Source organism: Geothrix campi, from assembly GCF_024609265.1.
GTDB classification, from domain to species: Bacteria; Acidobacteriota; Holophagae; order Holophagales; family Holophagaceae; genus Geothrix; species Geothrix campi.
Genome location: NZ_JANHMP010000003.1, coordinates 113,497 through 139,218 on the forward strand (window position 1 = coordinate 113,497; position 25,722 = coordinate 139,218).

The following is a 25,722-nucleotide window of genomic DNA, read 5'->3' on the forward strand; positions in this document are numbered from 1 at the left end:
CCCCGGGCGCGCGGGGTGGACGTGGGCCTGGAGGCCTCCCGGGTGGTCGTGGACGTGGTCAAGCAGCACCTCTGAGAGAATCGGCCGCGTTCGCGGCCGATTCTCTTGGTGAAAAGCCAAAGCGGAAGGCGCCCATGATCCTGGTCAATGAAGAACCGCTCAATTGGCATGAGGGCATGACGGTCCGCGATGTACTGAGGGCACGGAACTACCGCTTCCCCATGCTGGTCATCCACGTGAACGACACGCTGGTGCAGAAGAAGGACTATGACACCGCCACCATCCCCGACGGGGCGGTGGTGAAGGTCATCCACCTCATCAGCGGGGGCTGATCCCCGCGACGGGCATCAGGGGCAGGAAGATCCTGAACCGAGCCCCGTGCCCGGGTTCGCTCGCGACCTCCATCCGACCGCCACCCTCCTCCACGAGGGCCTTCAGGGAGGGCAGGCCCAGGCCCGTGCCCTGGCCGGGGGCCTTGGTGGTGAAGAAGGGATCGAAGATCCTCGCCAGAATGTCCGCGGCGATGCCGATGCCGGTATCCGCCACCTCCAGCAGGGCCATCGGATTCTCGGACTCTCCCACGCCGGTCCGCACCGTGAGGGTGCCCCCATCCGGCATGGCATCGCGGGCGTTGGCCACGAGGTTCACCACCATCTGCTCCACCCGGAGCCTGGAGCTTTGGATGATCAGGCCGCTGCCTGGGGCGACCTCGAGGTGAAGGTGCACGGACCTTGGGAGGAGGATCCGCAGGGTCGCTTCCATCCCCTTCAACGCCGAGCCCAGATCCAGGAGGCACAGATCCTCCTCCTCCCGCCGGGCGAAACCCATCAGGCGGCCGGTCAAATGCGCGGCTCGATCCGCGGTGGCGGCGATGCGGTTGAGGTCCTCCACTCTCGGCGCGTCGCCCCCATCCAATTTCAGAGCTGCTAGTTCGGCGGAACTCCTCACGGCGCAAAGCAGGTTGTTGAGGTCATGGGCGAGCCCCGCACCCATCAAGGCCACGGTGTTCATGCGCTCGGTCCTCAGCAGCGTGTCCCGGACCTGCTCCAGCGCCTGGGTCCGCTGCCGGACGCGATCCTCGAGGGTTCGCCGCGCCGCCTGGAGATCCTGGATGGACTGGAACTGCCGCAGCAGGAGGAGCGCCACCATGGCGAGGAAGATCGCGAAGGCGCTCCGCGTCACGGTTCCAGGGGCCACGGCGAGCAGCACGGCCAGGGCACCGACGGCCGTGGCCACGGGGAGGTAGGGGAGCAGCCTCGTGGATCTCCGCTCGGATCCCGGTCCGGCCAGAGCCTCCTCCACCGGCCGGGGAGACCACGCCGCCAGCCCCTGGAAGAGGGGAATGGCCCCGGCCAGCACGATCCACCCCTGCGTGGCCACCACGGGTGGCAGGCCCGCCAGGGCCCAGGCGGACAATGCGGCCAGCCAAGCCAGAGCGGAGGCCCCGAGCCATCCAAGCGGCCCCCTGATCCGACCCGGATCGTACGAGGTCATGAAGACCAGGCCCCCACCCAACAGCGCCGCATTGAGGTAGGCCACGAAGACTCGGAAGCCCATGCCGTGGGCCACCGCGCTGAGGTTGCCCTGGATCCCCAGCACCCAAAGCAGGAAGAGCACGGCCACAGCGAAGATGAGGCCATCCTGGATCCGCCGCCAGAGCACCCCGCCCGACTCCTGTCCCCGGGGGAAGCTCAGAACCCCCGCCAGCACGAGAATGCCGGTTCCCAGCCCGAGCAGGCTCGGCAGGCCGATCGCCCAGTGCGCACCCCAGCCCCGGCTCAAGAGCAGGCTGATGATCAGGTTCGGAATCTCCAGGGCCGTTGAGGCCGTCAACAACCACCAGGCCAGGCGGCTCTGGCCATGAGTTCGCCAGGCCCGGTAGCCCAGGCTCGCCGTGGCGAGGATCTCCAGCGTCGCGTAGCTCAAGGGCCAGGCGACGTGCTGCCGATCGGTGGGAAGGAGGAGATGGATCAGGGCTGCGGCGACCCAGGCCACGACCAGCACCCAACGAGCCATGCTAGAGATGGAGGGGGTCGGACGACTGGGCCGCCTGGAGGTAGTTAACTGCCCTGGCAAGAGAGTGCCTCATGGAAGGTTTCCAAGAGCTTAGCGGAAGCCCACCCGAGGGAAAGGGTGCTGCCCTGTTCAGAGCTCCAGCGTGATGCCCTGGGCCAGTTCCACTTTCCCGCTGAAGTTGAGGGCGCTGGTCTGGCGGCGCATATAGGCCTTCCAGGCGTCGGACCCGCTTTCACGCCCGCCGCCAGTCTCCTTCTCGCCCCCGAAGGCACCGCCGATCTCCGCGCCACTGGTGCCCGTGTTCACGTTGGCCAGACCGCAGTCGCTTCCGGCCGCCGAGAGGAAGAGCTCGCTCTCCCCCAGGTCATTGGTGATGATGGCGCTGGAGAGGCCCTGTGGCACGCCGTTCTGGAGGGCGATGGCCTCCTCGATAGTCCGGTAGGGCATGAGGTAGAGCACCGGCGCGAAGGTCTCCTCCTGCACGATGGGCAGGTTGCCGGGCACTTCGGCGATGCAGGGGGAGATGTAGCAGCCGCCAGGGTTGGACAGCTTCTCGCCGCCGATGAGGATCTTCCCGCCCTGGGCCTTCACGGTTTCGATGGCCGCCAACATGGTGGCGACGGCCCCGGTATCCACCAGAGGTCCCATGAGGATCTCGTCCTGGCGGGGGTCGCCGGTGGGCGTTTTTTTGTAGAGCTCCAGCAGCCGATCGCGGAAGGTCCCGTAGATGGACTCATGCACGATGACCCGACGCGTGGAGGTGCAGCGCTGGCCCGAAGTGCCGATGGCGCCGAAGTAGATGGAGCGCAACGCGATGTCGAGGTCGCCCTTGTCGCTCACGATCACCGCGCCGTTGCCGCCCAGTTCGAGAATGTGGCGACCGAAGCGCTCCTGCACCAGCTTGCCCACGTGGCGGCCGCCAGGCACCGAGCCCGTATAGGAGACCAGCGCCACACGTGGATCAGTGTTGATGAGATCGCCGATCTCGCTGCCCTTACCGATGGCCAGGCTGCAGATGGCGGGGTCGTAGCCGAAGCTGCGCAGCACCTTCTCTGCGATCTTCGTGCAGGCGAGGGCCGTCAGCGGGGTCTTGGAAGAGGGCTTCCACAGCACCGTGTCGCCGCAGACCAGGGCCAGGGCGGTATTCCAGCTCCACACGGCCACGGGGAAGTTGAAGGCGGTGATGACGCCCACCACGCCGAGGGGGTGCCACTGCTCCTGGAGGCGGTGCTGGCGCCGCTCGCTGGGCATGGTGAGGCCGTAGAGCTGGCGGGAGAGGCCCACGGCGAAGTCGCAGATGTCGATCATCTCCTGGACCTCGCCCAGCCCCTCGCGCAGGGTCTTGCCCATCTCCAGCGTGACCAGCTCGGCCAGCGCCGCCTTGTTCCGGCGCAGCTCGTCACCCAGCGCCTTCACCACCTCGCCGCGCTTGGGGGCGGGCACCAGCTTCCAGGACGCGAAGGCGGCGTGGCTCTTCGTGAGGATGGCTTCGAATTCCTGCGGAGTGACATTGGTGACCGTGGCCAGGGCCTCGCCATGGATGGGGGAGACAACCCGCTGGGCCTTCCCGCTGCCCGTCCACGCACCGGCAAATCCGCCCGGGTTCACGTCCGAAATGCCCAGCGACTTCAGGACCTCCTGCATGGCCCACCTCCAGGATTCATTTGTATCTTTTTTTGTGTCAATGATGAAACTCATTCGATTCACATGAGACATGAATATGATTCATAGTCATGGACGCCCTGCTCGACCTTCCCCAATTGCGGACCTTCTACACCTTGGCCCAGGTGGGCAGCTTCACGGCCTGCGCCCGCCGCCTGGGCCGCACCCAGTCCGCTGTCAGCCACGCCATGGCCAAGCTGGAGGATCTGCTCGGCGTCGCCCTCCTGGACCGAAAGCACCGTGGCCTGCGCCTGACCGAGGAGGGGCGGCGCCTCTACCAGGCCTGCGAGCAGGCCTTCGCCACCCTGGATGCGGCGGCGGAGGACCTGAAGCGGCACCAGACCCAGGCCCGGGGCCGGCTCCGGGTGGGGGCCACGGTGGAATTCGGCAGCAGCATCCTCATGCGGCACATGCAGCCCTTCCTGGCCGCGAACCCGGACCTGGAGATCGACTTCACCCTCAGCCACGACCTGCTCGGCCCCTTGTTGCGGGACGACCTCGACCTCGCCATCGATTGCGTGGAGCATGCCCTCCCGGCCCTGAAGAAGGCGCCCCTGTTCCGCGAGACCTATGTGGTGGCCTGTACCCCCGCCTTCCGCAAGATCCACCGTCTCCGCGTGCCCGCCGACCTGTCCGGCTGCCCTGTACTCTCCCTGGACAAGGCCGGCGCCTGGTGGAACCGCTTCCTCGTGGCCGTGCCGGACCGGCAGCAACCCCACCTGGACCGCTTCATCGCCGTGAACCACATCCGGGCCATGATCCACGCCGCCGCGGAGGGCATGGGCGCCCTCCTAGTACCCCGCTACAGCGTGCTGGAGGAGCTGGAGCGGGGTGACCTCGTGGCCCTCTTCCCCGCCATCCGCCCCGCGGAGGACCGCTTCTCCATCTACCAGAAGAAGGTGAAGGCCAGCCAGGAGAAGCAGAAGCTCCTCACGCGCTACCTGCAGTCGCTGAGTCCGACGGAATTCGGGTCGTGATTCAAAGCGTGCAGGCCGCTTCCAGCTTGGCCCTCAGCAGCGCCAGGGAAGGCAGTGCCAGCAGGCCATGATCATCTTCGAGGGCATGGAGCGTCGCCTCCGGGTTGCGGGCCGCGTAGGCTTCGCTCTCGGCAAGAGGGACCGCATCATCCGCACGGCCATGGAGGATCACCGTGGGCACGGGAATGCGCCAGGCATCATCCCCCCGCCAATTCGGCAGGTCGCGGAGCAGGTCTGGCCCCAGCCGCATCGGCTTGCCCTCGCCATGATGGAAGACCTCCATGTCCCCCCGCTCCCGGTAGGCGGCCCAGGCTGGGTTCGACAGGCGGCGGGAGGCGAAATGGATGGCCGGGGCCAGCAGAATCATGGCTTTCAATGGGTTCCCCCGGTGGGCCACCGCCGTGGCGATGAATCCTCCCAGGGAACTTCCGACCAGCACCGGAGGCTCGGGGAGGCTCCGCACCAGCGCCTCCACAGCCTCCACCTGGGCCGTGACGGTGAGCGTCTTGAAGGTTGGCAGATTCAGATCTGGCGCGTGGAAGGCGATGCCCCGGGTCTCCGCCCACTGCCGGGTGAAGCGCCCCTTGTTCCCACCGGGAGACGAGGAGAAGCCGTGAAGGTAGATCAGGTCCATGGATTGATCATGTACCAAGGTCGGGTGTCTGCGCCAAACCGCGATGCGGTTTGGTGAAGGGCAGCCAGCCTAGCTGGCAGCTAAAGATTCCCTTTCATGAGGAAGGCCGCCGTCCGGTGGCCTTCCTCGTGCTGCAAAGCTACGCTTTGCAGCCAGTCCAGACTTGCATCTGATCCTTCAGCCCCTTGGCCGTCTTGGCTCGGGCCTCCGGCCCTCGGGGCTGCGCCCCCGCCATCGGCTGTGCCGATGCGGCCCCACCCTCCCTCCGCCTGTGTCTGCGGTCGGATGGTGAAGACGACTTCTCGTAGGCCGGAAAGCCGTCTTTCCATCAACGACGAAGGCCGCCTTTCGGCGGCCTTCTGTGTCGCGCTCTGACAGGGATTACATCTGATCCTTGAGGCCCTTGGCCGTCCTGGCTCGGGCCTCCGGCCCTCGGGGCTGCGCCCCTGCCATCGGCTGTGCCGATGCGGCCCCACCCTCCCTCCGCCTGTGGCTGCGGTCGGATGGTGAAGACAACTTCTCGTAGGCCGGAAAGCCGTCTTTCCATCAACGACGAAGGCCGCCTTTCGGCGGCCTTCTGTGTCGCGCTCTGACAAGGATTACATCTGATCCTTGAGGCCCTTGGCCGTCTTGAAGACGACTTTCCGGCCGGCGGGGATCTGGATGCTTTCGCCGGTCTTGGGGTTGCGGCCCATCTTCTCCTTGGTGGCGCGCACTTCGAAGGTGCCGAGACCGAAGAGGTTGACGCGCTGACCGGAGAGGAGGGTCTCCACGATGTGGTCGCGGACGCCGTCGAGAATGGACTTGGCACGGGCCTTGGACAGGTCCTGGGCCTCCGCCAGGGTGGCTGCGAGCTCGGCGATGCCGAGGGTTTCAGGCTTGGCAGTGGTCTTCGCCATGGATGGACTCCTTGGGATGGGGTGGACGGGATCCGACTGCGCGGAATCCCGGCGGGACCAGCACCTCCGCGAGGCGCCGGCCGGGTGGGGGGGAGATTCCGGGTGGATCTACTCGGCCGCGGTGGCGGTGACTTCGAGGCTGACCTTGGCGTGCACGCCGCTGTAGAGGCGCACATCGACGGTGTAGGCGCCGGCGTCCTTGATGTGGGGCACGGTGATGTCGCGGCGGTCCAGGGTGAAGCCCTTGCCCTTGAAGAGCTCAGCCACGTCGGCGTTGGTCACGGAGCCGAAGAGGTGGCCGTTCTCGCCGGCCTTCTTGGCCACGGCGAGGCTGATGGCCTCGAGCTTCTCGGCCAGGCTCTTGGCGTCGGCCAGTTCCTTGGCACGGAGCTTCTCGGCGCGGATCTTCTCGAGCTCGATCTGGCGCTTGTTGCCGGCGGTCACCGGCAGGGCCATCTTGCGCGGCAGGAGGAAGTTGCGTGCGTAGCCGTCCTTGACGTTCACGACGTCGCCGCGGGCGCCGAGGCTGGTCACGTTTTCGATGAGGAGGATTTCCATGAGAACTCCTGGAAGCGTAATGGATGTGTTGAAGGTCCGGCCAGCGCTGTGGTGCTCGCGTTGTCCCCGCTTGGGTGAGACGGCGTCCTGCGCCGTCAGGGCCGGATTCCCAGGAATCCGCCCTGTCCCCCGGTGGGTTCAGGCCGATCAGAAAATCCAGTTTATCCACGGATGGTCCGATACCCAAGCAGGGATTTCCAAGCTGGGGGACGCCGCCCATGAACAACCATGCCAACCGACGGGACGCCCGCATCGTCACCGGCCCCGAGTTCGAGATCTCCTTCACCCTTAAAGGGCACGATTTCCGGGACATCCGCATCATGAATCTGAGTGTGGGCGGGTGCTTCGTCCTGCTGGGCGGGCGGACCGCCCGGTTCTTCATGCCGGGGGCGACCCTCGATGGCCTGCTGCTCCTCCACCCGGAGCTGCCCAAGGGTCCCATCACCGCCACCGTGGCCTACGTGCTGGGGTACGCCTCGGGTGAGGCCGCGGATCAGGTGGGCATGGGGCTGCGCTTCGAGGCCATGGATGCGCCCACTCACCAGGCGCTGGAATCCTGGGTGGGGGCGGCTGCGGCCGCCGGACGCGCGCTGGATTAAGAGGGCCTACTTCTTCCCGAAGAACCCCAGGATCGCGTCGGCCACTTCCTCAAGCATGGCCCCGGTCATCTCGGGATAGACGGGCAGGCTCAGCACTTCCTTGGCGGCCAGTTCGGACTCGGGCAGCTGGCCGGTCTTGTAGCCGAGGGAGGCGAAGCAGGGCTGACCATGGAGGCAGATGGGGTAGTAGATGGCGCTGCCGATGCCCCGCTCCTTCAAGTGGGTCTGCAGCGCATCGCGCCTGCCGCCCTTCACGCGAATGGTGAACTGGTTGTAGATGTGGCGGCCGTCGGGCACCACCTCGCGGGGCAGCACGGCCTCGTCCGCGGTCAGGCCCTTCATGCGCTCCAGATACCAGGCGGCGTGCTTCCGGCGGCCCTCGTGCCAGCCGTCGAGCATGGGCAGCTTGGCGCGCAGCACCAGGGCCTGGAACTCGTCCATGCGCCCGTTCATGCCCACCTCATGGTGCATGTAGACGGGCTCCATGCCATGGACACGGATGCGGCGTACCCGGGCCGCCAGGGCCGCGTCGCCGCGGATGGCGGTCATGCCGGCGTCGCCGAAGGCCCCGAGGTTCTTGGTGGGATAGAAGCTGTAGGCGGTCATGTCGCCGAACTGGCCGGCGGACTTGCCCCAGCCCTTGGCGCCCAGGCTCTGGCAGGCATCCTCCAGCACCGGGATGCCGTGTTTCGCGGCCACGGCCATGATGCCCGGCATGTCCGCCAGCTGCCCGAAGAGGTGCACGGGCATGATGGCCTTGGTGCGCGGCGTGATGGCGGCCTCCACCAGGGCTCCCGTGGCGTTGAAGGTGGCCGGGTCGAGGTCGATGAAGACGGGCTTCGCGCCCAGGCGCGACACCACGCCCGCCGAGGCGAAGAACGTGAAGCTGGGCACGATCACTTCGTCACCTTGGCCGATGTCCAGTCCCATCAGGGCCGCCAGCAGGGCGTCTGTTCCACTCGACATGGCGACGGCGTGGGCGGCGCCCGCGTAGGCGGAGATCTCGGCTTCCAGGCCCTTCACGTTCTCGCCCAGGATGAACGAGGAGCGGTCGATGAGGCCGGAGAGCCCTTCCAGCACCTTGGCCTTCACGGCGGCATTCTGCGGGGCGAGCTCAAGCATCGGGACGGCCATGGGAGCCTCCAATCAGGGTTTTCAAGTATGGCAGTGGGTCAAGCCAGATTCCGTCACATCGACTCGTCGAGCGTCTCGCTCGGCTTCATCGGCCGCATGAGGGGGAACAGGATGACGTCGCGGATGCTGGCGCTGTTGGTGAGGAGCATGACGAGACGGTCAATGCCGATGCCTTCGCCACCGGTGGGGGGGAGGCCGTGTTCCAGGCTGGTGACGAAGTCCAGGTCCAGCAGCATGGCCTCGTCGTTCCCGGCTTCGCGCTCATTCATCTGGGCCTGGAAGCGGCCCATCTGATCGATGGGATCGTTCAGCTCGGAGTAGGCGTTGGCCAGCTCCATGCCGCCGATGAACAGCTCGAAGCGGTCTACGAAGCGGTCGTCGCCCTCCAGCGTCTTCGTGAGGGGCGACAGCTCGATGGGGTAGTCCGTGATGAAAGTCGGCTGAATGAGCTGCTTCTCGGCGTAGTGCTCGAAGAGGTCCCCCAGGAGGGTGCCCACGGTCTTGGTGCCCGCATCCTCGATGTGCACGGCCTTGGCCAGGGTGCGGACGCTGTCCCCATCCTCCAGCTGGTGGCGGTCGATGCCGCCGTACTGCGCGATGGCATCCTTCATGGTGAGCCGGCGGAAGGGCGCGGCATACGAGATCTCCTGTTCGCCCCAGGGCAGCGACTCGGAGCCGACCACGTCCTTCGCCAGGGTGGAGATCAGTCCTTCGGTGAGCGCCATCATGTCCCGCAGGTCCTGGCCGGCGGCGTAAAACTCCATCATGGTGAACTCGGGATTGTGGCGGACGCTGAGGCCCTCGTTCCGGAAATTCCGGTTGATCTCGAAGACCTTCTCGAAGCCTCCCACGATGAGGCGCTTGAGGTAGAGCTCCGGCGCGATGCGGAGGTAGAGGGGCATGTCCAGGGCGTTATGGTGCGTGGTGAAGGGCCGGGCCGTGGCGCCGCCCGGGATGGGCTGCATCATGGGCGTCTCCACTTCCAGATAGCCCTGGTCCTCCATGAACCGCCGCACGCCGCTCACGATGCGCGACCGGGTCTGGAAGGTCTTCAGCACGTCGCCGTTGGAGATGAGATCCAGGTACCGCTGGCGGTAGCGCTGCTCCTTGTCCTGGAGGCCGTGCCACTTTTCCGGGAGTGGCAGCAGGGCCTTGCTGAGGAACTGCACCTCTTTCACCCGCACGCTCAATTCGCCCGTCTTGGTGCGCATGAGCGGCCCCGTGACGCTGACGAAATCCCCCATGTCGAGGAGCTTGAGAATGTCCCAGCCCGGCTCCGCCACGTCATCCTTGCGGAAGAAGGCCTGGAGCTTCTCCCCGTTTTCGGTCAGGTGCGCGAAGACGCTCTTGCCCATCTCGCGGATGGTGAGCACGCGACCCATGGCCGACACCGTGAGACCGAGACCCTCCAGCTTCTCGTTGGGCCAGGCTTCGGCGTCCGCATAGGTCGCCGCGAGTTCGGCGATGCCATGGGTGCGCTTCGCCTTTCGTGGCCAGGCATCCAGTCCGAGGGCCTTGAGTTTTTCGAGCTTCTCAAGGCGGATGTCGCGGTACTGGTTGGGCTGCATGGGGGCTCCGGCACGAACCATCTAGTTTAACGGAGGATCACGGCTCACCGAAGCGATAGGCCAGGTAGGCCGTGATATCCGGGGCGGTGAAGGTGCCGGCCTCCTCGCTGACGCCGAAGCGCCAACGCGGCAGGCGCGTGTGGCGGAGGGTCCAGTGCTGCTGCCAGCCGGCCCGGTCCAGGCGCGCGAGGCCCGTCTGGTAGGGGCTGCCGGTGTAGCCGACGCTGACTTCCAGGCCGAGGCCATCAATGAGTCCGCGGCTCTGGCCCAGCCAGGCCACAGAGCCCCAGGCCCGGTTGAAGGAGGTCCTGTCCATGACTTCCCGCAGCGGACTATGCCTCGGAAGACCGAGCATCACCCGCTCCGCCTGGCCGAAGACCTTGAAACGGCCGTACCGCTTCCAGGCCGCGGCGCCCACCAGGCCGTCGGTGCCGCCGCTGCCGGAGAAATCAGACTGCTTCCCGGTCGGCAGTTGCACCGAGACCCCGAGGCGGCCGCCGGCGTCCGCGGTACCGAAGGGCCGGACCCAGGCCACGTCCAGATCCATGAGGGCCGCCCCGGGCCGGGACAGGTCCCCGATGACATGGCCATCCCGCTCCAGGTGATAGACCAGCCGGTTCTTCGGCGCGTCCTCCCGTCCACCCTGGGGCAGATTGAACAGCTGATGCCAGTTCCAGATGGCCTGATCGGCGATGCCACCGGACCTGGAGGCCACGCGGGTACGGACGTTGATCCGCGTGGAGCCAGCCTTCACGGCCCAGTCCCAGGTCAGCTGCCACTCCTCGCCATCCAGGCGCGCGAAACTGCGGCCGTCGGCGCTGTGCTCTAGGTCGGGACGCAGCATCTGGCTGGTGACTTCCAGCGCCAGCTCACTGGCTCCTTCAGGCAAGGGCTCGGGGAAGCCCTCGAACCAGGCCAATCGGTTGGGCCGCGGCGTCTCCTGGGCCGCCAGCCCCACGGCCACCATTGCAATCACCAATACTCTGAGATTGACGCAGGTCACGGCATCTCTCCTGAACTCCATACATACTCGATTTTCAAGGTGGGAATGATTTTGATTAATTCCCCAATGGTCATGAAAGAATGGCATCGTATGGATAGATGATGCCCGTATGATGATCGAGCCCGGTTCATTCCAAACGCCACCCTTCCACCGCCCTTCTTATGGAGCCAGCCATGTCACGCCTGAAAACCCGTCTTCTGGAGAAAATCCAGGAACACCGCCCTCGCACCCAGAAGCTCACGAAAGAGTTCGCGGATGTCGTCATCGACCAGGTGAACATCGGCCAGGTCATCGGCGGTGCCCGTGACATCCACGCGCTGGTGACGGACATCTCCTACCTGGACCCCCAGGAGGGCATCCGCTTCCGTGGCAAGAACATCCCCGAGACCTTCGCGGCGCTGCCGAAGGCCCAGGGCGGCGAATACCCCACGGTGGAATCCTTCTGGTACTTCCTGCTGACGGGCGAGATCCCCACCCAGGCGGAAGTGGACGAGGTTCTGGCGGACTTCCAGGGCCGTTCGAAAGTTCCCGGTTACGTGTTCGATGTGCTGAAGGCCATGCCCAAGGACAGCCACCCCATGGCCATGCTGTCCACCGCCATCCTCTCCATGCAGAAGGAGAGCCAGTTCGCGGCGAAGTACCACGAGACGAAGAAGAACGACTACTGGGACACGATGTACGAGGACGCCACCACCCTGGTGGCCCGCCTGCCCGAGATCGCGGCCTTCATCTACCGCTGGAAGTACAAGAACGGCGACATCATCGCCCCCAAGGCCGGCCTCGACATGGGCGCCAACTTCGCCCACATGATGGGGATCGCCAAGCCCTACGACGATGTGGCCCGCATGTATTTCATCCTCCACAGCGACCATGAGAGCGGCAATGTCAGCGCCCACACCACCCACCTGGTGGCTTCGGCCCTGTCCGACGCCTACTACAGCCTGAGCGCCGGCATCAACGGCCTGGCGGGTCCGCTCCACGGCCTGGCCAACCAGGAAGTGCTCGACTGGATCATGAGCTTCCAGAAGCAGATGGGCGGCGCCGAACCCACCGAGGAGAACGTCAAGAAGGCCCTGTGGGACACCCTGAACTCGGGCCACGTCATCCCCGGCTACGGCCACGCTGTGCTGCGCAAGACCGATCCCCGCTACACCGCGCAGATGGAGTTCTGCCTCAAGCACCTGCCCAACGATCCCCTCTTCAAGCTCGTCAACACCATCTACAAGGTGGCGCCCGGCGTGCTCACGGAGCAGGGCAAGACCAAGAACCCCTGGCCCAATGTGGATGCTCAGAGCGGCGTGATCCAGTGGTACTACGGGCTGAAGGAATACGATTTCTACACCGTGCTCTTCGGCGTGGGCCGCGCCCTGGGCGTGCTGGCCAACATCACCTGGGACCGCGCCCTGGGCTACCCCCTGGAGCGCCCCAAGTCCGTCACCACCGCCATGCTCGAAGAGTGGGCGGCCAAGGGCGGGCGGAAGTAGGCAGCGGCACTCGGCTATCTGCCATCAGAGAAAAGGGCGGGCCGGTTGGCCCGCCCTTTTCTTCTCCACGGGAATCATCAACCGCGGTTCGCGGCACTCGCCTTCACGAAGGCGGTGAACAGGGGGTGCGGGTTCAGGGGGCGGCTCTTGAACTCGGGATGGAACTGGCAGGCCAGGAAGTAGGGATGGTCCCTCAGCTCCACGATCTCCACGAAGACGCCGTCGGGGCTCATGCCGGTGAACTGCAGGCCCTTGTCCTCCAGGGCCTTCCGGTACTCGTGGTTGAACTCGTAGCGGTGGCGGTGGCGCTCGCTGATCTCGGTACCGCCATACGCCTTCGCGGCCTGGCTGTCCGGCGCAAGGCGGCAGGGGTAGGCACCTAGCCGCATGGTGCCACCCAGCTCCTCCACGTCCACCAGCTCGCGCAGTTTGAAGATGACACGGTGCTTGGGCGCGTCATCAAATTCGGTGGAATCGGCGCCTTCGAGGCCCGCCACGTTGCGGGCGAACTCCACGGAGGCCATCTGCATGCCGAGGCAGATGCCGAAGAACGGGATCTTGTGTTCACGGGCGTACTGGATGGACTTGATCATGCCGCGGGTGCCACGCACGCCGAAGCCGCCAGGCACCAGGATGCCGTGACAGTCCTGGAGGAACGTGGCCGGGTCCTGATTCTCCAGATCTTCGGCCTCGATCCACTTGAGGTCCACGTGGGTCTCCAATCCGTAGCCCGCGTGGTGGAGGGCCTCGATGAGGCTCTTGTAGCTCTCCTTGAACTCCACGTACTTGCCCACGATGCCGATGCGCACGTTGCCCTTGGGGTTGCGGATGCGATGCAGGAGGTTCTGCCAGGCGCTGAGGTCCGGTTCCTTCTCGCCCAGCCCCAGCAGAGCCGCCACTTTGGTGTCCAGGCCCTCCAGGTGCAGGTTCAGGGGCACTTCATAGATGGAGTGGGCGTCCCGGCAGCTGAACACGGCATCCGGCGTCACCGAACAGAACAGGGCGATCTTGTCCTTCAGGTCGCGGGGGATGTCCTGCTCCGCACGGCAGAGCAGCACATCCGGCTGGATGCCCAGGGCCCGCAGCTCCTTCACGCTGTGCTGGGTCGGCTTCGACTTCAGCTCGCCCGCGGCCTTGATGAAGGGCACGTAGGTCAGGTGCATGTTGAGGGCGTTGGCCTTCATCTGGGAATCCAGGCCCACCTCCAGCTTGAACTGGCGGATGGCCTCCAGGAACGGCTGGCTCTCGATGTCGCCCACCGTGCCGCCGATCTCGATGATCACCACGTCCATGTCCTTGGCGACCTTCTTCATCACGCCCTTGATCTCGTCCGTGATGTGGGGGATCACCTGCACGGTCTTGCCCAGGTAATCGCCACGCCGCTCCTTCTGGATCACCGTGTTGTAGATGCGACCCGTGGTGATGGTGTGGTTCTGCGTGGTGGGGACCGAGGTGAACCGCTCGTAGTGGCCCAGGTCCAGATCCGTCTCGGCGCCATCGTCCGTGACGAACACCTCGCCATGCTGGAAGGGCGACATGGTGCCCGGATCCACGTTGAGGTAGGGGTCCATCTTCATGAGCGTGACCTTCAGCCCCCGGGCCTCCAGCAGCGCCCCCAGGCTGGCCGCCGCGATCCCCTTGCCCAGCGAGCTCAGCACACCACCGGTCACGAACACATACTTGGTCATGGAAGCTCCTGGGATCGAATATCGGTGAGGCTCACATCTCCTCCGGGGCCTGGATGCCCATGAGGTACAGCCCCTGGCGCAGCGCGCGGGCGGTGGCGACGCACAGCGTGAGGCGGGCGTCGCGGACTTCCGGCGCGTTCTCCGGGGCCAGGATGGGGCAGTTGGTGTAGTAGCCGCTGAAAGACCGGGCTAGGCTCACCAGCTGCCGAGCGAGGGGCGTGGCCATGCAGCCATCGGCCACGGCGGACACGGCGCCGGGCAGACCCGCCAGCTCGAAGAGCAGGGCCTGGGCTTCGGGGGCTGCGAGGCCCTCGTGGCTTCCCGGAAGCTGCGCTTCCGGGAAGGAGAGGAAAGGACCACTCGTCGACTGGGTATGGGCTTTGGCCGCCCAGTCGCCGCCGGCCTTGCGCAGCACGCTCATGATGCGGGCGTGGGCGTACTGCACGTAGGGGCCCGTGTCGCCGTCGAGGGCGATGACGCGATCCCACGTGAAGGTGATGGGCTTCACGCGGTCGTTCATGGCATCGAAGAACACCACGGCGCCCATGCCCAGGATTTCGGCCACCTCGGCCTTGTCCTTCAGGTCGGGGTTCTTCTCCTCGATGATGGCGGCCACGCGCTCCCGAGCCTCGTCCAGCACGTCCTCCAGGAAGATGACGTTGCCCTTGCGGGTGCTCATCTTCCCTTCCGGCAGCTTCACCATGCCGAAGGGCGTGTGCAGCATGCGGCCCTTGAACCACGGGTCCAGCTTGTCGAGGACGGCAAAGATCTGCTGGAAGTGGAGCACCTGATCCGTGCCCACCACGTAGAGGCAGCGGTCGAAGCCGTAGGTCTCTTTGCGGTACAGCGCCGCCGCCAGATCGCGAGTGGCGTAGATGCTGGTGCCGTCCGCCTTCTGCACCAGGCAGGGCGTGGCGATGCCCACGTCCTCCAGGTTGACGATGCGGGCGCCGTTGTTCCCCTCCACCAGGAGACCCGCATCCTCCAACCGCTGCATGGTCGGAACGAGCTGATCCTCGTAGAAGGCCTCGCCCTGGTCCAGAGTATCGAAGCTCACGCCCAGGCGGTCGTAGATGCGCTGGAATTCCCGGAGCGAGATCTTGCGGAACCAGTTCCAGAGGCGCCGGGCCTCGGCGTCGCCGGCCTCAAGGCGCTTGAACCAGTCGCGGGCTTCGTCGCGCATGGCAGGATCATTCTCCTCTTCGGCGTGGAAGCGCACGTAGAGCTGGAAGAGGCGGAACAGCGGCGTGCGGCGCTTCTCGGGCGCGGGCTCGGCCCAGTCGAAATCCTGTTCCAGATCCGCATTCTCCGCCTGGGCCCAGCGGGTGTAGGCCGCCAGCAGCGTCCCGAACTGGGTGCCCCAGTCGCCCAGGTGGTTGAGGCGGATCACCTCGTAGCCCAGGAACTGGTGGGTCTGGGCCAGGGTGTGGCCGATCATGGTGGAGCGCAGATGGCCGATGGTGAAGAGCTTGGCGATGTTTGGCGAACTGTACTCGACGATGACCTTCTTGCCGTTGGCCGCGCGGGAACCATAGGGCCGATCCGCGGGCGCCTCGAGGATCGCCCCCAACACGGCCTGGGCGCGGGTCGCCGGCGCCAGCTTCAGGTTCAGGTAGGGGCCCGTGGCCACCAGAGTCGCGCCCTCGACCGCGATGGCTCCGGCCAGTTCCTGCGACAGCTGCACCGGGTTCTTCCCCAGCTGCTTGGCGGCGCGGAAGCAGGGGAAGGCCAGATCGCCCAGCTCGCCAGACTTGGGCCGCTCCAGCGTGATCTCCACGCCGGGCAGCGCCGCCGTCAGCTGCTGTTCGAAGGTGTGTCGCAAAGCATCCATCAGGTATGTCCTCAGTCCCCATCGGACGGCGCGGAGGCCACCCGATGTCGTAGGGTCAATCCGCCAGTTCGGCCAGGGCCTTCTCGTAGTCTTCGGTCTTGGGAGCCACGCCGTGCCAGCCGGCCTGGTTCTCCATGAAGCTCACGCCCTTCCCCTTCACCGTGCGGGCGCAGATCATCGCGGGCTGGCCCTTCACGGTCCGGGCCCAGGCCAGGGCCGCCAGGATCTGAGTGAAGTCGTGGCCGTCGATCTCCATCACGGCCCACCCGAAGGCCCGCCACTTGTCGGGCACGGGGTTGATGTTCATGACCTTCCTCACCTCGCCGTCGATCTGCAGGCCGTTCAGGTCATGGAACACGCACAGGTTGTCGAGCTTGTGGTGGGGCGCGGCCATGGCCGCCTCCCAGATCACGCCCTCCTGGCTTTCGCCATCGCCCACCACGCAGTAGACGCGCTGGGCGGCCTGCTGGACCTTGAGGCCCAGCGCGATGCCCACGGCCTGGGGCAGGCCCTGGCCCAGGCTGCCGGTGGTGACCTCCACACCGGGGGTGTAGTGGTTTTCCGCGTGGCCCTGGAGCTTCGTGGGGTACTGCCGGAAGGTCTCAAGCCAGGCCTTCGGGAAGAACCCCTGGTCCGCGAGGATGGCGTACTGGGCGGGACAGGCATGGCCCTTGGAGAGCACGAACCGGTCGCGGGCCGGGTCCGCCGGGTTCTCAGGGAACACGGTCATTTCGTGGTAGTAGAGCGCCACGCCGATGTCGATCCAGCTGAGGCTCCCGCCCGGGTGGCCGCTCTGGGCCTTGTAGACCTGCAGCAGCACATCCCGCCGCAAGGCTTTCGCCCTCGCCGCCAGATCCTCGACGGACTCCAATTTCTGCTGAGGCATGACCCCATCCTTCCCGGGAGGCCATTCGCCTCCGATTAGGATGCCCTGGGGAGGGCCGCTCCGGAAGGGGGCGAATGACCCCTGGGACCCGCCTTTTGCCCTTGACCCACGCGGTGTTTGCGATAGGATGGTCTTTCGCGCTTCCCCAAGCCCCTGCGAGGGGGACTGTCCCGGAAGCTGGAGATCCGACTCATGGCCAATCACAAGTCCGCCGCCAAGAAGGCCCGCCGCGATGCCGAGGCCCGCCTCCGCAACCGCAGCAACCGTTCGACCCTGAAGTCCGCCGTCAAGAGCTTCCTGGCTCTGATCGCCGGCGGCAAGAAGGACGAGGCCGCCAAGGTGCTGCCCCTGACCCAGGGCCTGGTCGACAAGGCCTGCCGCAAGGGCGTGATGCACAAGAACGCCGCCAACCGGACCAAGTCCCGCCTGGCCGCCAAAGTGAACAACCTGGCTTAACCAGTCTTCAGGCTTTACAAATGGACCCGGAGAGCCGGGTCCATTGTTTTGTAATCTCGCGTATCCCAAGGGGATACCGAGAGAGTGAACAACCTGACCAGGGACCACCCGGCGAGTTCTTCTCCTTTTTTGGGGCTCCTGAAATGCTGGAGGCATGTTCATCCTTCCAGCCCCCCTCCCCGCCCTCATCACGGCCACCGCGCTCACTGAGACCCAGAAGATCGAGGCCCTGATTCAGGCCGTGGCTGATCTCCAGGGCGCCGTCTTCCTCCGGAATGGTTCGGAGCACACACCGAAACAGGCCGCCGACCACCTGCGCCTGAAGTGGAAGAACGCCGGCGGCCGGGTGAAGACCGCCGCGGACTTCATCCACTACTGCGCGAGCGGCAGCACCCTGAGCGGCAAGCCCTACGAGATCAGGCTCAAGGACGGCCAGACGGTCCTGGCCCGGGACTGGTTCTGGACCGAGCTGAAGCGGCTAGAGCCCGCCCGCTGAATCAGACCCAGGTCTCGGGCACCCGGACCTCGCCCTTCGGCACCCGCGCCCAGTCGAAGGCCGGGATGAGTTCCTCGGCACGGCAGGGTTCCGGCCGCCCCAGGCAACCCAGGCTCCAGCCCAGCCAGCCCACGAGGCCCGCCGGGGAAAGGCCCCGGGCCGCCAGCGCCGCAACCCCCAACGCCCCCGCCCGCTTGCCCAGGCGGCTGCCGTCCGGCGCCGCCACCAGGCCCAGATGGGCGTAGGCGGGGCGTGGCAGACCCAGGGCCTCCTGGAGCCGGATCTGGGTGGCGGTCACGGACCGCAGGTCAGCACCCCGAACCACCTCCGTCACGCCCTGGGCGCCGTCATCCACCACCACCGCCAAGTGGTAGGCAAAGCAGCCGTCCCGCCGGAACAGCAAGGGATCGCCGGTAAGGGCTGCGGGATCATTTGACTGCGCGCCGAGAAGCTGGTCCCGCCAATCGAGAGCGCCGGCCGGAAGCCGGAAGCGCAGAGCCCGATCGAATCCCTCCCAGCTCCGCCCCCGGCAGCGGCCCGGATAGGGGCGCAGGCCGTCCTCGGCATGGGGCGCCGAGGCCAGCTTCTCGAGATCCCTCCGCGTGCAGACGCAGGGGTACAGGCAGCCCGCTTGGTGCAGCGCGACCAGGGCCGCATGGTAGGCGGATCCGCGATCGGACTGCCACAGCACGGGCGCGTCGGATTCCAGGCCCAAAAGCCCCAGATCCTTCAGCTGCGCCTCGCCGAGATCGCGGCGGCAGCGGGGCCCGTCCACATCTTCCATGCGGATGAGCCAGCGGCCGCGGGAGGCCCGCGCCGACAGCCACGAAGCCAGCGCCGTGCGCAGGTTCCCCAGGTGCAGGACCCCCGTGGGCGAAGGAGCGAAGCGGCCGATGGTCATGGGATAGGGCGGCTGTCGGGCTGTCGGCTTTCGACCGGGGGCCGACGGTCGAGAGCTACCAACCCAACAGGTAGGCGAAGATCAGTGGGGCCACGATGGTGGCGTCGGATTCCACGATGAACTTCGGCGTGGTCACGCCCAGCTTGCCCCAGGTGATCTTCTCGTTGGGCACGGCGCCGGAGTAGGAACCATAGCTGGTGGTGCTGTCGCTGATCTGGCAGAAATAGCCCCAGAGCGGAACCTCGGTGAGCTCCAGATCCTGGTGCAGCATGGGCACCACGCAGATGGGGAAGTCGCCGGAGATGCCGCCGGCGATCTGGAACATGCCCAGCGTCGACGTCTTCGTGACGTCCTGGTAGTGTTTGGCCAGCCAGGTCATGTACTCGATGCCGGTGCGGACCGTGTGGACGTTCTTCACGTCCCCGCGAATGACGGCGGCGGCGAACATGTTGCCCAGGGTGCTGTCCTCCCAGCCCGGCACCACGATCGGCACGTTCTTCTCGAGGGCCGCCAGCATCCAGCTGTGCTTGGGGTCGATCTGGTAGTACTGCTCGTATTTCCCGCTCTTCAGCACCTTCTGGAAGAACTCGTGGGGGAAGTAGCGCTCGCCCTTGGCGTCGGCCTCCATCCACACCTCGAGCATGGCCTTCTCCATGCGGCGCATGGCCTCCATCTCGGGAATGCAGGTGTCCGTCACGCGGTTCATGTGGCGGTCCAGGAGGGCCTTCTCGTCCTGGGGCGTCAGGTCCCGATAGTGGGGCACGCGCTCGTAGAAGTCGTGGGCCACCAGGTTGAAGATGTCCTCCTCCAGGTTGGCCCCGGTACAGACGATGAGGTGCACCTTGTCCTGGCGGATCATCTCAGCAAAGGAGAGGCCAAGCTCCGCGGTGCTCATGGCCCCGCCCATCGTCACCATCATCTTGCCGCCCTGCTCCAGGAACACCCGGTAGCCCTCGGCGGCATCAATCAGGGCCGCGGCGTTGAAGTGCCGGAAATGATGCTTCACATAGCTGCCGACAGGGCCGAGCTTGGGCGTGGACATAAATCCTCCGAATCCTTTCATTGTGCCAGCGGCTCCCCCCGGGTCCGAGGGCGGATTGCGGCCCTGGGGATCCGGCCCCCCAAAAAGGAAGCGCCCGGAGGTGCGGGCGCTTCGTGAGGGTGAGTTTGGCGGGATTTCGAGTGGTGGGGTTTTTTAGCGGGAGTCCCGCGAACGGGACTGGGATCGATTGGTGGGATGGTTGGTGGCGGGAAGCCCTTGCGGGCACCTCGCCTTCCAGTCTATCACCGGTCGATGCCGGGGAGTTCGAAGGCCCCCGGCGCCACCCCGCCCCGGATCCAGTTCCCGAAGGCCAGTTCGACCGCTGCCCCGCCCGCTTCCTCGATCTCCATCCGCGACAGCACAGGCTGGCCATGCGTCTGGACCGGGGGACCGAACCGGGCCGTGCGGGCCAGCCGCCCGGAAGCGAGCCGGAATTCGGCCTTCAGGGGCAGCGAGCCCTCCTTCGCCACCCACAGGATCACCTGGCGGGCACTGAGGGCCGGCCGCTTGGCCGCCAGCTCCAGCCGCCAGCAGGCCCGATCGTCCAGCGGCTCTTCAGCCACCGCCTGCACGCTGTAGTCCTCGCGGAACCGCGTGCGGGCCACGTCCCCACCTGCAGCCGAACCCATCAGGCGCTGCTGGGGCGTGACCTTCACGGGCCGCTTCGTGCCCGGCAGCAGCAGCCACATCTCATCGCCCAGCAGCAGCACGGACCGGCCCTTCTCCTTGTCGGAAAGGCCATCCAATCGCGCATCACCATTCGCCCGCGCCGAAACCTTCCAGCGCTGGGCGGCCCGCGGGATCTTCACCGTCAACTCCACGGTGAAGATGGGCCAGGGATGGCGCAGCCGGTCCACCCGGGCGAGGATCTCCTCGCCACTCTGGGCCAGCAGCGGCAAGGCTGCCAGGAACAACAGGAAGAGGGCGCGCATCAACGGCGCCCGTAGTCGTCCTGGAGCCGCTCGATGTCCGCCTCGTCGAAGGTGCCGAGGCTCACTTCAAGCACCCGGACCGGATGGGACGTGCTGGCATCGCAGCGCAGGCGGTGGGTGCTGCCCTGGGGCAGCCAGATCTCCTCGCCCACGGCCGGACGGAGTTCCACACCATCGCGATCCACCACCACGCCCGGATCCAGGACCACCCACAGCTCACCCCGATGCTGGTGGCGCTGGAGGCTCAGCTTCTGGCCGGGGTTGCAGGTGAGGATCTTCACCGTGCAGGGTGCGTTCAGGGCGTACTGGTCGAAGGAGCCCCAGGGCTTGTCCACGTGGAGGGTGGTCGGTCGGTCCATGGGGACAGCTTATCAAGTCTGGAGACCGGAGTCTGGACTCCAGCCTTACAGCAGATCCTCACGCCCTTCCGCTTTCAGCCGCTCGACGATCTGCTTGACGGTCTGGGCGCGGTCGCGGTGGCAGATGAGCAGGGCGTCGTCGTCATCCACCACGATGAGATCGTCCAGTCCGCTGGCGGCGATGAACCGCTTGCCTCCGAAAAAGGCGCAGTTGCGGGTGTCCAGCAGCAGGGTCTCGCCCTGGGTCACGTTGCCTTCGGGATCCGTCTCCTGGAACTCGATGGCGGCGGGCCAGGAGCCCACGTCCGACCAGCGGAAGCGGGCGGGCACCACGGCCACCGTCTCTGCCTTCTCCAGGAGGGCCACATCAATGGCCACCTTGGGAAGCTGACGATAAGCCGCGGACAGGGCCGCCGGATCTGCCCCGGCCTTCACCCAGGTGTCCAGGGGCCCCAGAATCTCCGGGGCGTGCTGGTGCAGACCTTCCCGGAAGTCCTCCAGGGTCCACACGAACATGCCGGCGTTCCAGTAGTGACGGTCTGATTCGAGGTACTGCATGGCCACTTCCACGGGAGGCTTCTCCCGGAAGGCCTTCACCTTCTGCACGGGGCCGTGCCCCTCGGATTCGAGGTAGCCGTAGCCCGTCTCGGGATAGGTGGGCTTGATGCCGAACGTGACCAGTTCCCGCTCCCAGGCGGCATGCTTCACGGCAGTATCCAGATCCTCCAGGAAGATCTCCCGGTCGCCGATCCAGTGGTCCGCGGAAAGTACCGCCATGACGCCATGGGGGAACTTGCGCTCGATCTGGACTAGGGCGAGGGCCAGGCAGGGCGCGGTGTTGCGCCCCTCGGGTTCCACGATCACGTTCTCCTGCGGCAGCTCCGGCAGCATGCGCCGGGTCTCGGCGGCGAGGTCCGCCGTGGTCACCACGAAGATCCGTTCAGGAGCCACGTGCCCGTCGAGACGGCGGACCGTCTGATGGAGCAGGGTCTCGGTGCCCACGATGGCCAGGAACTGCTTGGGGCGGGCATTGCGGCTGCGGGGCCAGAACCGCGTACCGCGACCCCCGGCCATGATGACAATGATGAGGGACTGATGACTGCCCGTGCCCGGCATCATGCCTCCTTCCGTTCCGCCCCAACGCGGGCGGCCTCGCGCATCGCCGCAGGCGATACCGAGACGATGACGATGATCAGGGAGTCCTTGTGGGTATCCGACATCATCGGCCTCCTGCCAGATTGCGGCTCCTTCAGGGAACCACGGCGACCTCGTTCATCGCAACTTGCCTAGCGTGAAAGGATGTCCACCAGATCCTCCATGTCGCCCGGAGGCGAGGGGCGGGGATCGAGGATGCGGGCCAGGGGCTGGACTACCAGGGCCCCGGACAATTCGCCCAGATAGAAACCGCCCTCGCCCGCGCCCAGGCGGCGCACGGCCTCGGCTCCCCAGCGGCTGCCCCAGATGCGGTCCAGTGCCGAAGGACTGCCGCCGCGCTGGATGTGCCCCAGCACCACCACGCGCAGGTCCAGCCCATAGTCCCGGCGGAGCCGCTCGCCCACGGCCACGGCGTTGCCCAAGCCGTCACCCTCGGCCACCACCACGATGGAACTGCGTTTGCCACGAAGCCAATTGGCGTGGAGCCGCGCCACGAGGGTCTCGTAGGAATCATCCATGGCCTCGGGATAAAGGACCGCCTCGGCCCCGCAGGCCAGAGCCGTATGGACGGCCAGCATGCCGGAGCTGCGCCCCATGACCTCCACCAGGAACAGGCGGCCGTGGCTCGAAGCTGTGTCGCGGATGCGGTCGATGGCCTCCACCGCGGTGTTGAGGGCCGTGTCGAAGCCCAGGGTGCGGTCCGTGCCCGGCAGGTCGTTGTCGATGGTGCCGGGGATGCCCGCGCAGGGGATGCCATGCTCCCGCTGGAGGGCCTCGGCCCCCCGGAAGCTGCCATCCCCCCCGATGATCACCAGGGCATGGATGCCCGCTTCCCGGAGGTTCGCGGCCGCCTGGGCACGCCGAGCCTCCTCCATGAATTCAGGGCAGCGGGCCGTGTGCAGCACGGTGCCGCCCCGCTGGAGGATGTTGGCGCAGGCACGCGTGGGCATGGGCGCCCAGTCGCGCTCCAGCAACCCCTGGTAGCCCTGCCGGATGCCCCAGGCCTCATGCCCCAGGGCATCTGCCTGACGCACTGCCGCTCGGATCGCGGCGTTCATGCCTGGGGCGTCCCCGCCAGAGGTGAGGACGCCGATTCTCACTTCGCCTTCCTCTGGGCGGGCAGGCCGGACCGGGTGACGGCACCCCTGCCCTTCTTCAAGGTGGCCTTGCCGCGTCGGTGTTTCACCTTGCCCTTGGCCCGCTTGCCCTTCCGCGTGTCCTTCACATGGGCTTCCGGAGGCGGCAGGGGCGGCGGCTCGATGATGCCCCGGGGAACCGGGGGGAGGTCACCCTCTGAAATCCCCTGGGCCGAGGCCCGCTGGGCGCGGGCCTTCATCACGGGATCCTCCTGGGGCCTGGGTGCAGCCACCAGGCCCAGAGCCAGACTGCTGATGAACAGGACGCGTCGCGGCATGGTCCCCCCGGGGAATCGATTATCGCGCATCCAGCCAGTTACGGGGCTTTCGGCTCCCCTGTGACAATCTTTGAATTCGTCGCCCCAGCCCCCCCGCGATAAACTTGCTGATTCGGGGATCAATTCCCACCCGATTTTCCCAAGTCCGGAGTTTTCATGACCATGCAATCCGGTTCCGCCCCTGTCGATGGCACGGCCCTGGCGGCCTGCCTCCAGCCCTTCCCCGCCTCGACCAAGATCCACGTGGCGGGTCGCCAGCCCGGCGTCCGCGTTCCCCTCCGGCAGATCCAGCTCCACCCCACCCGCGATTTCAAGGACCAGCTCACCGAGAACGAGCCCGTGGTGCTCTATGACACCTCCGGCCCCTACACCGACCCCACCGTCACCATCGATGTGGCCAAGGGCCTGAAACCCCTCCGCCAGGACTGGATCCTGGGCCGGGGCGATGTGGAGGAACTGCCCGGCGCCACCAGCCTCTACCGCAAGCTCCGGGAGCGGGACAAGGAACTCGACGCCATCCGCTTCCACGCGGAGCGCCAGCCCATGCGCGCCAAAGCCGGGCGCAACGTGACGCAGATGCACTACGCCCGGCAGGGCATGGTCACGCCCGAGATGGAGTTCATCGCCATCCGCGAGAACCTGGGCCGCGAGACCGCGGGCATCAAGAGCCGCATCACGCCCGAGTTCGTGCGTGACGAGGTGGCCCGGGGCCGCGCCATCATCCCCGCCAACATCAACCACCCGGAAACCGAGCCCATGATCATCGGCCGGAACTTCCTCGTGAAGATCAACGCCAACATCGGCAACTCCGCCGTGGCCTCCAGCATCGAGGAGGAGGTCGAGAAGATGGCCTGGTCCATCCGCTGGGGCGCCGACACGGTCATGGATCTCAGCACCGGCAACAACATCCACGAGACCCGCGAGTGGATCCTGCGCAACAGCCCCGTGCCCATCGGCACCGTGCCCATCTATCAGGCGCTGGAGAAGGTCAACGGCAAGGCCGAGGATCTCACCTGGGAGATCTTCCGCGACACCCTCATCGAGCAGGCCGAACAAGGCGTGGACTACTTCACCATCCACGCCGGCGTGCTGCTGCGCTACGTGCCCCTCACCGCCAAGCGCGTCACGGGCATCGTCTCCCGCGGCGGCAGCATCATGGCCAAGTGGTGCCTGGCTCATCACCGGGAGAACTTCCTCTACACGCACTTCGAGGACATCTGCGAGATCATGAAAGCCTACGACGTGGCCTTCTCGCTGGGTGACGGCCTGCGCCCCGGCAGCACCGCCGACGCCAACGACGAGGCCCAGTTCGGCGAGCTGGAGACGCTCGGCGAGCTCACCAAGGTCGCCTGGAAGCACGATGTGCAGGTGATGATCGAGGGCCCCGGCCATGTGCCCATGCACCTCATCCAGGAGAACATGACCAAGCAGCTGGAAGTCTGCGACGAGGCCCCCTTCTACACGCTGGGCCCCCTCACCACGGACATCGCGCCGGGCTACGACCACATCACCTCGGCCATCGGCGCGGCCATGATCGGCTGGTTCGGCTGCGCCATGCTGTGCTACGTGACGCCCAAGGAACACCTGGGCCTGCCCAACAAGAAGGACGTGAAGGACGGCGTCATCGCCTACAAGATCGCCGCCCACGCCGCCGACCTGGCCAAGGGCCACCCCGGCGCCCGGATCTGGGACGACGCCATGAGCAAGGCCCGCTTCGAGTTCCGCTGGGAGGACCAGTTCAACCTGGCCCTGGATCCCGACACGGCTCGCGAGTTCCACGACGAGACCCTGCCCGCCGAAGGCGCCAAGACCGCCCACTTCTGCTCCATGTGCGGCCCGCACTTCTGCTCGATGAAGATCTCGGATGATGTGCGGCAATACGCCGAGAGCCACGGCTACAACGAGGAAGAGGCCCTGAAGAAGGGCATGGAGGAGATGGCGGAGACCTTCGTGCAGAAGGGTTCCGAGGTCTATCAGAAAGCTTGATTCGCTCCCTGTGGGGCCCCAGTCGGGACAGCGCCCCGCGCT

General features: G+C 66.4%; 25 protein-coding genes. 7 read left to right on the forward strand and 18 right to left on the reverse strand.

The window, feature by feature from the left end:
- The first annotated feature begins 134 nt into the window (after positions 1-134).
- Positions 135-332, forward strand: coding sequence for a sulfur carrier protein ThiS (gene thiS / locus NOV65_RS12340; RefSeq protein ID WP_257306773.1), 198 nt, complete (start codon positions 135-137; stop codon positions 330-332).
- Here the strand turns inward: thiS and NOV65_RS12345 are convergent.
- Both NOV65_RS12345 and amaB read right to left on the reverse strand, forming a co-directional pair.
- Positions 319-2,016: a sensor histidine kinase gene (locus NOV65_RS12345; RefSeq protein WP_257306774.1), complete on the reverse strand. Its 1,698-nt coding sequence runs from the start codon at positions 2,014-2,016 to the stop codon at positions 319-321. The genes thiS and NOV65_RS12345 overlap by 14 nt on opposite strands.
- 129 nt (positions 2,017-2,145) lie before the next feature.
- The gene (gene amaB / locus NOV65_RS12350) at positions 2,146-3,660 is read right to left on the reverse strand and encodes an L-piperidine-6-carboxylate dehydrogenase (protein WP_257306775.1); all 1,515 of its coding nucleotides are present in this window, start codon (positions 3,658-3,660) and stop codon (positions 2,146-2,148) included.
- An 89-nt stretch (positions 3,661-3,749) separates the two neighbouring features.
- Here amaB and NOV65_RS12355 point away from each other — a divergent pair, with 89 nt between their 5' ends.
- Positions 3,750-4,655, forward strand: coding sequence for a LysR family transcriptional regulator (locus NOV65_RS12355; RefSeq protein WP_257306776.1), 906 nt, complete (start codon positions 3,750-3,752; stop codon positions 4,653-4,655).
- Between the two features lies 1 nt (position 4,656).
- Here the strand turns inward: NOV65_RS12355 and NOV65_RS12360 are convergent, their stop codons facing one another.
- From NOV65_RS12360 to rplI, 3 genes are all read right to left on the reverse strand, one after another.
- Entirely contained in the window at positions 4,657-5,289 is a 633-nt protein-coding gene (locus NOV65_RS12360) for a YqiA/YcfP family alpha/beta fold hydrolase (RefSeq protein ID WP_257306777.1), read from the reverse strand.
- A 599-nt stretch (positions 5,290-5,888) separates the two neighbouring features.
- Positions 5,889-6,188 carry an HU family DNA-binding protein gene (locus NOV65_RS12365; RefSeq protein WP_243302928.1) on the reverse strand — a complete coding sequence of 100 codons (300 nt, stop codon included), beginning with the start codon at positions 6,186-6,188 and terminating at the stop codon, positions 5,889-5,891.
- Between the two features lie 108 nt (positions 6,189-6,296).
- On the reverse strand, positions 6,297-6,746 hold the full coding sequence (gene rplI, locus NOV65_RS12370; protein ID WP_257306778.1) for a 50S ribosomal protein L9: 450 nt from the start codon (positions 6,744-6,746) through the stop codon (positions 6,297-6,299).
- A 218-nt stretch (positions 6,747-6,964) separates the two neighbouring features.
- Between rplI and NOV65_RS12375 the strand changes: the two genes are divergently transcribed.
- Positions 6,965-7,345: a PilZ domain-containing protein gene (locus tag NOV65_RS12375; protein ID WP_257306779.1), complete on the forward strand. Its 381-nt coding sequence runs from the start codon at positions 6,965-6,967 to the stop codon at positions 7,343-7,345.
- A 6-nt stretch (positions 7,346-7,351) separates the two neighbouring features.
- Here NOV65_RS12375 and NOV65_RS12380 read toward each other — a convergent pair whose 3' ends face one another.
- The 3 genes from NOV65_RS12380 to NOV65_RS12390 are packed head-to-tail and all read right to left on the reverse strand — an operon-like array spanning position 7,352 to position 11,050.
- On the reverse strand, positions 7,352-8,479 hold the full coding sequence (locus NOV65_RS12380; RefSeq protein WP_257306780.1) for a DegT/DnrJ/EryC1/StrS family aminotransferase: 1,128 nt from the start codon (positions 8,477-8,479) through the stop codon (positions 7,352-7,354).
- 53 nt (positions 8,480-8,532) lie between these two features.
- A complete protein-coding gene (lysS, locus tag NOV65_RS12385; protein ID WP_257306781.1) occupies positions 8,533-10,047 on the reverse strand; it encodes a lysine--tRNA ligase in 1,515 nt (504 codons plus the stop codon).
- Positions 10,048-10,084: 37 nt separating this feature from the next.
- Complete coding sequence (locus NOV65_RS12390) at positions 10,085-11,050, reverse strand: DUF3187 family protein (RefSeq protein WP_257306782.1); 966 nt, start codon at positions 11,048-11,050, stop codon at positions 10,085-10,087.
- Positions 11,051-11,223: 173 nt separating this feature from the next.
- Between NOV65_RS12390 and NOV65_RS12395 the strand changes: the two genes are divergently transcribed.
- The gene (locus NOV65_RS12395) at positions 11,224-12,534 is read left to right on the forward strand and encodes a citrate (Si)-synthase (RefSeq protein ID WP_257306783.1); all 1,311 of its coding nucleotides are present in this window, start codon (positions 11,224-11,226) and stop codon (positions 12,532-12,534) included.
- Positions 12,535-12,611: 77 nt separating this feature from the next.
- Here NOV65_RS12395 and NOV65_RS12400 read toward each other — a convergent pair whose 3' ends face one another.
- The 3 genes from NOV65_RS12400 to NOV65_RS12410 are packed head-to-tail and all read right to left on the reverse strand — an operon-like array spanning position 12,612 to position 16,939.
- Entirely contained in the window at positions 12,612-14,222 is a 1,611-nt protein-coding gene (locus tag NOV65_RS12400) for a CTP synthase (protein WP_257306784.1), read from the reverse strand.
- Positions 14,223-14,253: 31 nt separating this feature from the next.
- Positions 14,254-16,053 (reverse strand): arginine--tRNA ligase, encoded by a 1,800-nt coding sequence (gene argS / locus NOV65_RS12405; RefSeq protein WP_257306785.1) that lies wholly within the window; start codon positions 16,051-16,053, stop codon positions 14,254-14,256.
- 55 nt (positions 16,054-16,108) lie between these two features.
- The gene (locus tag NOV65_RS12410) at positions 16,109-16,939 is read right to left on the reverse strand and encodes a transketolase (RefSeq protein ID WP_257306786.1); all 831 of its coding nucleotides are present in this window, start codon (positions 16,937-16,939) and stop codon (positions 16,109-16,111) included.
- A 192-nt stretch (positions 16,940-17,131) separates the two neighbouring features.
- On the opposite strand from NOV65_RS12410, the gene rpsT reads away from it, so the two are divergent.
- On the forward strand, positions 17,132-17,395 hold the full coding sequence (gene rpsT, locus NOV65_RS12415; RefSeq protein WP_257306787.1) for a 30S ribosomal protein S20: 264 nt from the start codon (positions 17,132-17,134) through the stop codon (positions 17,393-17,395).
- Between the two features lie 154 nt (positions 17,396-17,549).
- Positions 17,550-17,891, forward strand: a complete 342-nt coding sequence (locus tag NOV65_RS12420) for a DUF5329 domain-containing protein (protein WP_257306788.1) — start codon at positions 17,550-17,552, stop codon at positions 17,889-17,891.
- A gap of 1 nt (position 17,892) precedes the next feature.
- On the opposite strand, the gene gluQRS is transcribed toward NOV65_RS12420, so the two are convergent.
- The 7 genes from gluQRS to NOV65_RS12450 form a co-directional block, all read right to left on the reverse strand.
- Positions 17,893-18,792: a tRNA glutamyl-Q(34) synthetase GluQRS gene (gene gluQRS, locus NOV65_RS12425; protein WP_257306789.1), complete on the reverse strand. Its 900-nt coding sequence runs from the start codon at positions 18,790-18,792 to the stop codon at positions 17,893-17,895.
- A 55-nt stretch (positions 18,793-18,847) separates the two neighbouring features.
- Positions 18,848-19,834, reverse strand: coding sequence for a deoxyhypusine synthase family protein (locus NOV65_RS12430; RefSeq protein WP_257306790.1), 987 nt, complete (start codon positions 19,832-19,834; stop codon positions 18,848-18,850).
- A 242-nt stretch (positions 19,835-20,076) separates the two neighbouring features.
- Positions 20,077-20,766, reverse strand: coding sequence for an outer membrane lipoprotein-sorting protein (locus NOV65_RS12435; protein ID WP_257306791.1), 690 nt, complete (start codon positions 20,764-20,766; stop codon positions 20,077-20,079).
- Complete coding sequence (locus NOV65_RS15635) at positions 20,766-21,125, reverse strand: phosphomannose isomerase type II C-terminal cupin domain (protein WP_425250858.1); 360 nt, start codon at positions 21,123-21,125, stop codon at positions 20,766-20,768. The genes NOV65_RS12435 and NOV65_RS15635 overlap by 1 nt, the downstream gene beginning before the upstream one ends.
- Positions 21,126-21,170: 45 nt before the next feature.
- Entirely contained in the window at positions 21,171-22,244 is a 1,074-nt protein-coding gene (locus NOV65_RS12440) for a mannose-1-phosphate guanylyltransferase (RefSeq protein WP_425250859.1), read from the reverse strand.
- A 167-nt stretch (positions 22,245-22,411) separates the two neighbouring features.
- Complete coding sequence (gene pfkA / locus NOV65_RS12445; protein ID WP_257306792.1) at positions 22,412-23,380, reverse strand: 6-phosphofructokinase; 969 nt, start codon at positions 23,378-23,380, stop codon at positions 22,412-22,414.
- The gene (locus NOV65_RS12450; protein ID WP_257306793.1) at positions 23,377-23,694 is read right to left on the reverse strand and encodes a hypothetical protein; all 318 of its coding nucleotides are present in this window, start codon (positions 23,692-23,694) and stop codon (positions 23,377-23,379) included. Before NOV65_RS12450 ends, pfkA begins: the two co-directional genes overlap by 4 nt.
- 156 nt (positions 23,695-23,850) lie before the next feature.
- Between NOV65_RS12450 and thiC the strand changes: the two genes are divergently transcribed.
- Entirely contained in the window at positions 23,851-25,680 is a 1,830-nt protein-coding gene (gene thiC / locus NOV65_RS12455) for a phosphomethylpyrimidine synthase ThiC (protein WP_306672128.1), read from the forward strand.
- Positions 25,681-25,722: the final 42 nt, after the last annotated feature.

Coding starts and splice junctions, on each gene's coding strand:
- NOV65_RS12345 (WP_257306774.1), bottom strand. CDS start 2,016: ATGGCTCGTTGGGTGCTGGTCGTGGCCTGGGTCGCCGCAGCCCTGATC.
- NOV65_RS12400 (WP_257306784.1), bottom strand. CDS start 14,222: ATGACCAAGTATGTGTTCGTGACCGGTGGTGTGCTGAGCTCGCTGGGC.
- NOV65_RS12395 (WP_257306783.1), top strand. CDS start 11,224: ATGTCACGCCTGAAAACCCGTCTTCTGGAGAAAATCCAGGAACACCGC.
- NOV65_RS12365 (WP_243302928.1), bottom strand. CDS start 6,188: ATGGCGAAGACCACTGCCAAGCCTGAAACCCTCGGCATCGCCGAGCTC.
- rplI (WP_257306778.1), bottom strand. CDS start 6,746: ATGGAAATCCTCCTCATCGAAAACGTGACCAGCCTCGGCGCCCGCGGC.
- amaB (WP_257306775.1), bottom strand. CDS start 3,660: ATGCAGGAGGTCCTGAAGTCGCTGGGCATTTCGGACGTGAACCCGGGC.
- NOV65_RS12360 (WP_257306777.1), bottom strand. CDS start 5,289: ATGGACCTGATCTACCTTCACGGCTTCTCCTCGTCTCCCGGTGGGAAC.
- gluQRS (WP_257306789.1), bottom strand. CDS start 18,792: ATGACCATCGGCCGCTTCGCTCCTTCGCCCACGGGGGTCCTGCACCTG.
- NOV65_RS12355 (WP_257306776.1), top strand. CDS start 3,750: ATGGACGCCCTGCTCGACCTTCCCCAATTGCGGACCTTCTACACCTTG.
- NOV65_RS12420 (WP_257306788.1), top strand. CDS start 17,550: ATGTTCATCCTTCCAGCCCCCCTCCCCGCCCTCATCACGGCCACCGCG.
- NOV65_RS12430 (WP_257306790.1), bottom strand. CDS start 19,834: ATGTCCACGCCCAAGCTCGGCCCTGTCGGCAGCTATGTGAAGCATCAT.
- thiC (WP_306672128.1), top strand. CDS start 23,851: ATGACCATGCAATCCGGTTCCGCCCCTGTCGATGGCACGGCCCTGGCG.
- NOV65_RS12450 (WP_257306793.1), bottom strand. CDS start 23,694: ATGCCGCGACGCGTCCTGTTCATCAGCAGTCTGGCTCTGGGCCTGGTG.
- NOV65_RS15635 (WP_425250858.1), bottom strand. CDS start 21,125: ATGGACCGACCGACCACCCTCCACGTGGACAAGCCCTGGGGCTCCTTC.
- NOV65_RS12380 (WP_257306780.1), bottom strand. CDS start 8,479: ATGGCCGTCCCGATGCTTGAGCTCGCCCCGCAGAATGCCGCCGTGAAG.
- rpsT (WP_257306787.1), top strand. CDS start 17,132: ATGGCCAATCACAAGTCCGCCGCCAAGAAGGCCCGCCGCGATGCCGAG.
- NOV65_RS12410 (WP_257306786.1), bottom strand. CDS start 16,939: ATGCCTCAGCAGAAATTGGAGTCCGTCGAGGATCTGGCGGCGAGGGCG.
- NOV65_RS12440 (WP_425250859.1), bottom strand. CDS start 22,244: ATGATGCCGGGCACGGGCAGTCATCAGTCCCTCATCATTGTCATCATG.
- NOV65_RS12435 (WP_257306791.1), bottom strand. CDS start 20,766: ATGCGCGCCCTCTTCCTGTTGTTCCTGGCAGCCTTGCCGCTGCTGGCC.
- thiS (WP_257306773.1), top strand. CDS start 135: ATGATCCTGGTCAATGAAGAACCGCTCAATTGGCATGAGGGCATGACG.
- argS (WP_257306785.1), bottom strand. CDS start 16,053: ATGGATGCTTTGCGACACACCTTCGAACAGCAGCTGACGGCGGCGCTG.
- NOV65_RS12375 (WP_257306779.1), top strand. CDS start 6,965: ATGAACAACCATGCCAACCGACGGGACGCCCGCATCGTCACCGGCCCC.
- lysS (WP_257306781.1), bottom strand. CDS start 10,047: ATGCAGCCCAACCAGTACCGCGACATCCGCCTTGAGAAGCTCGAAAAA.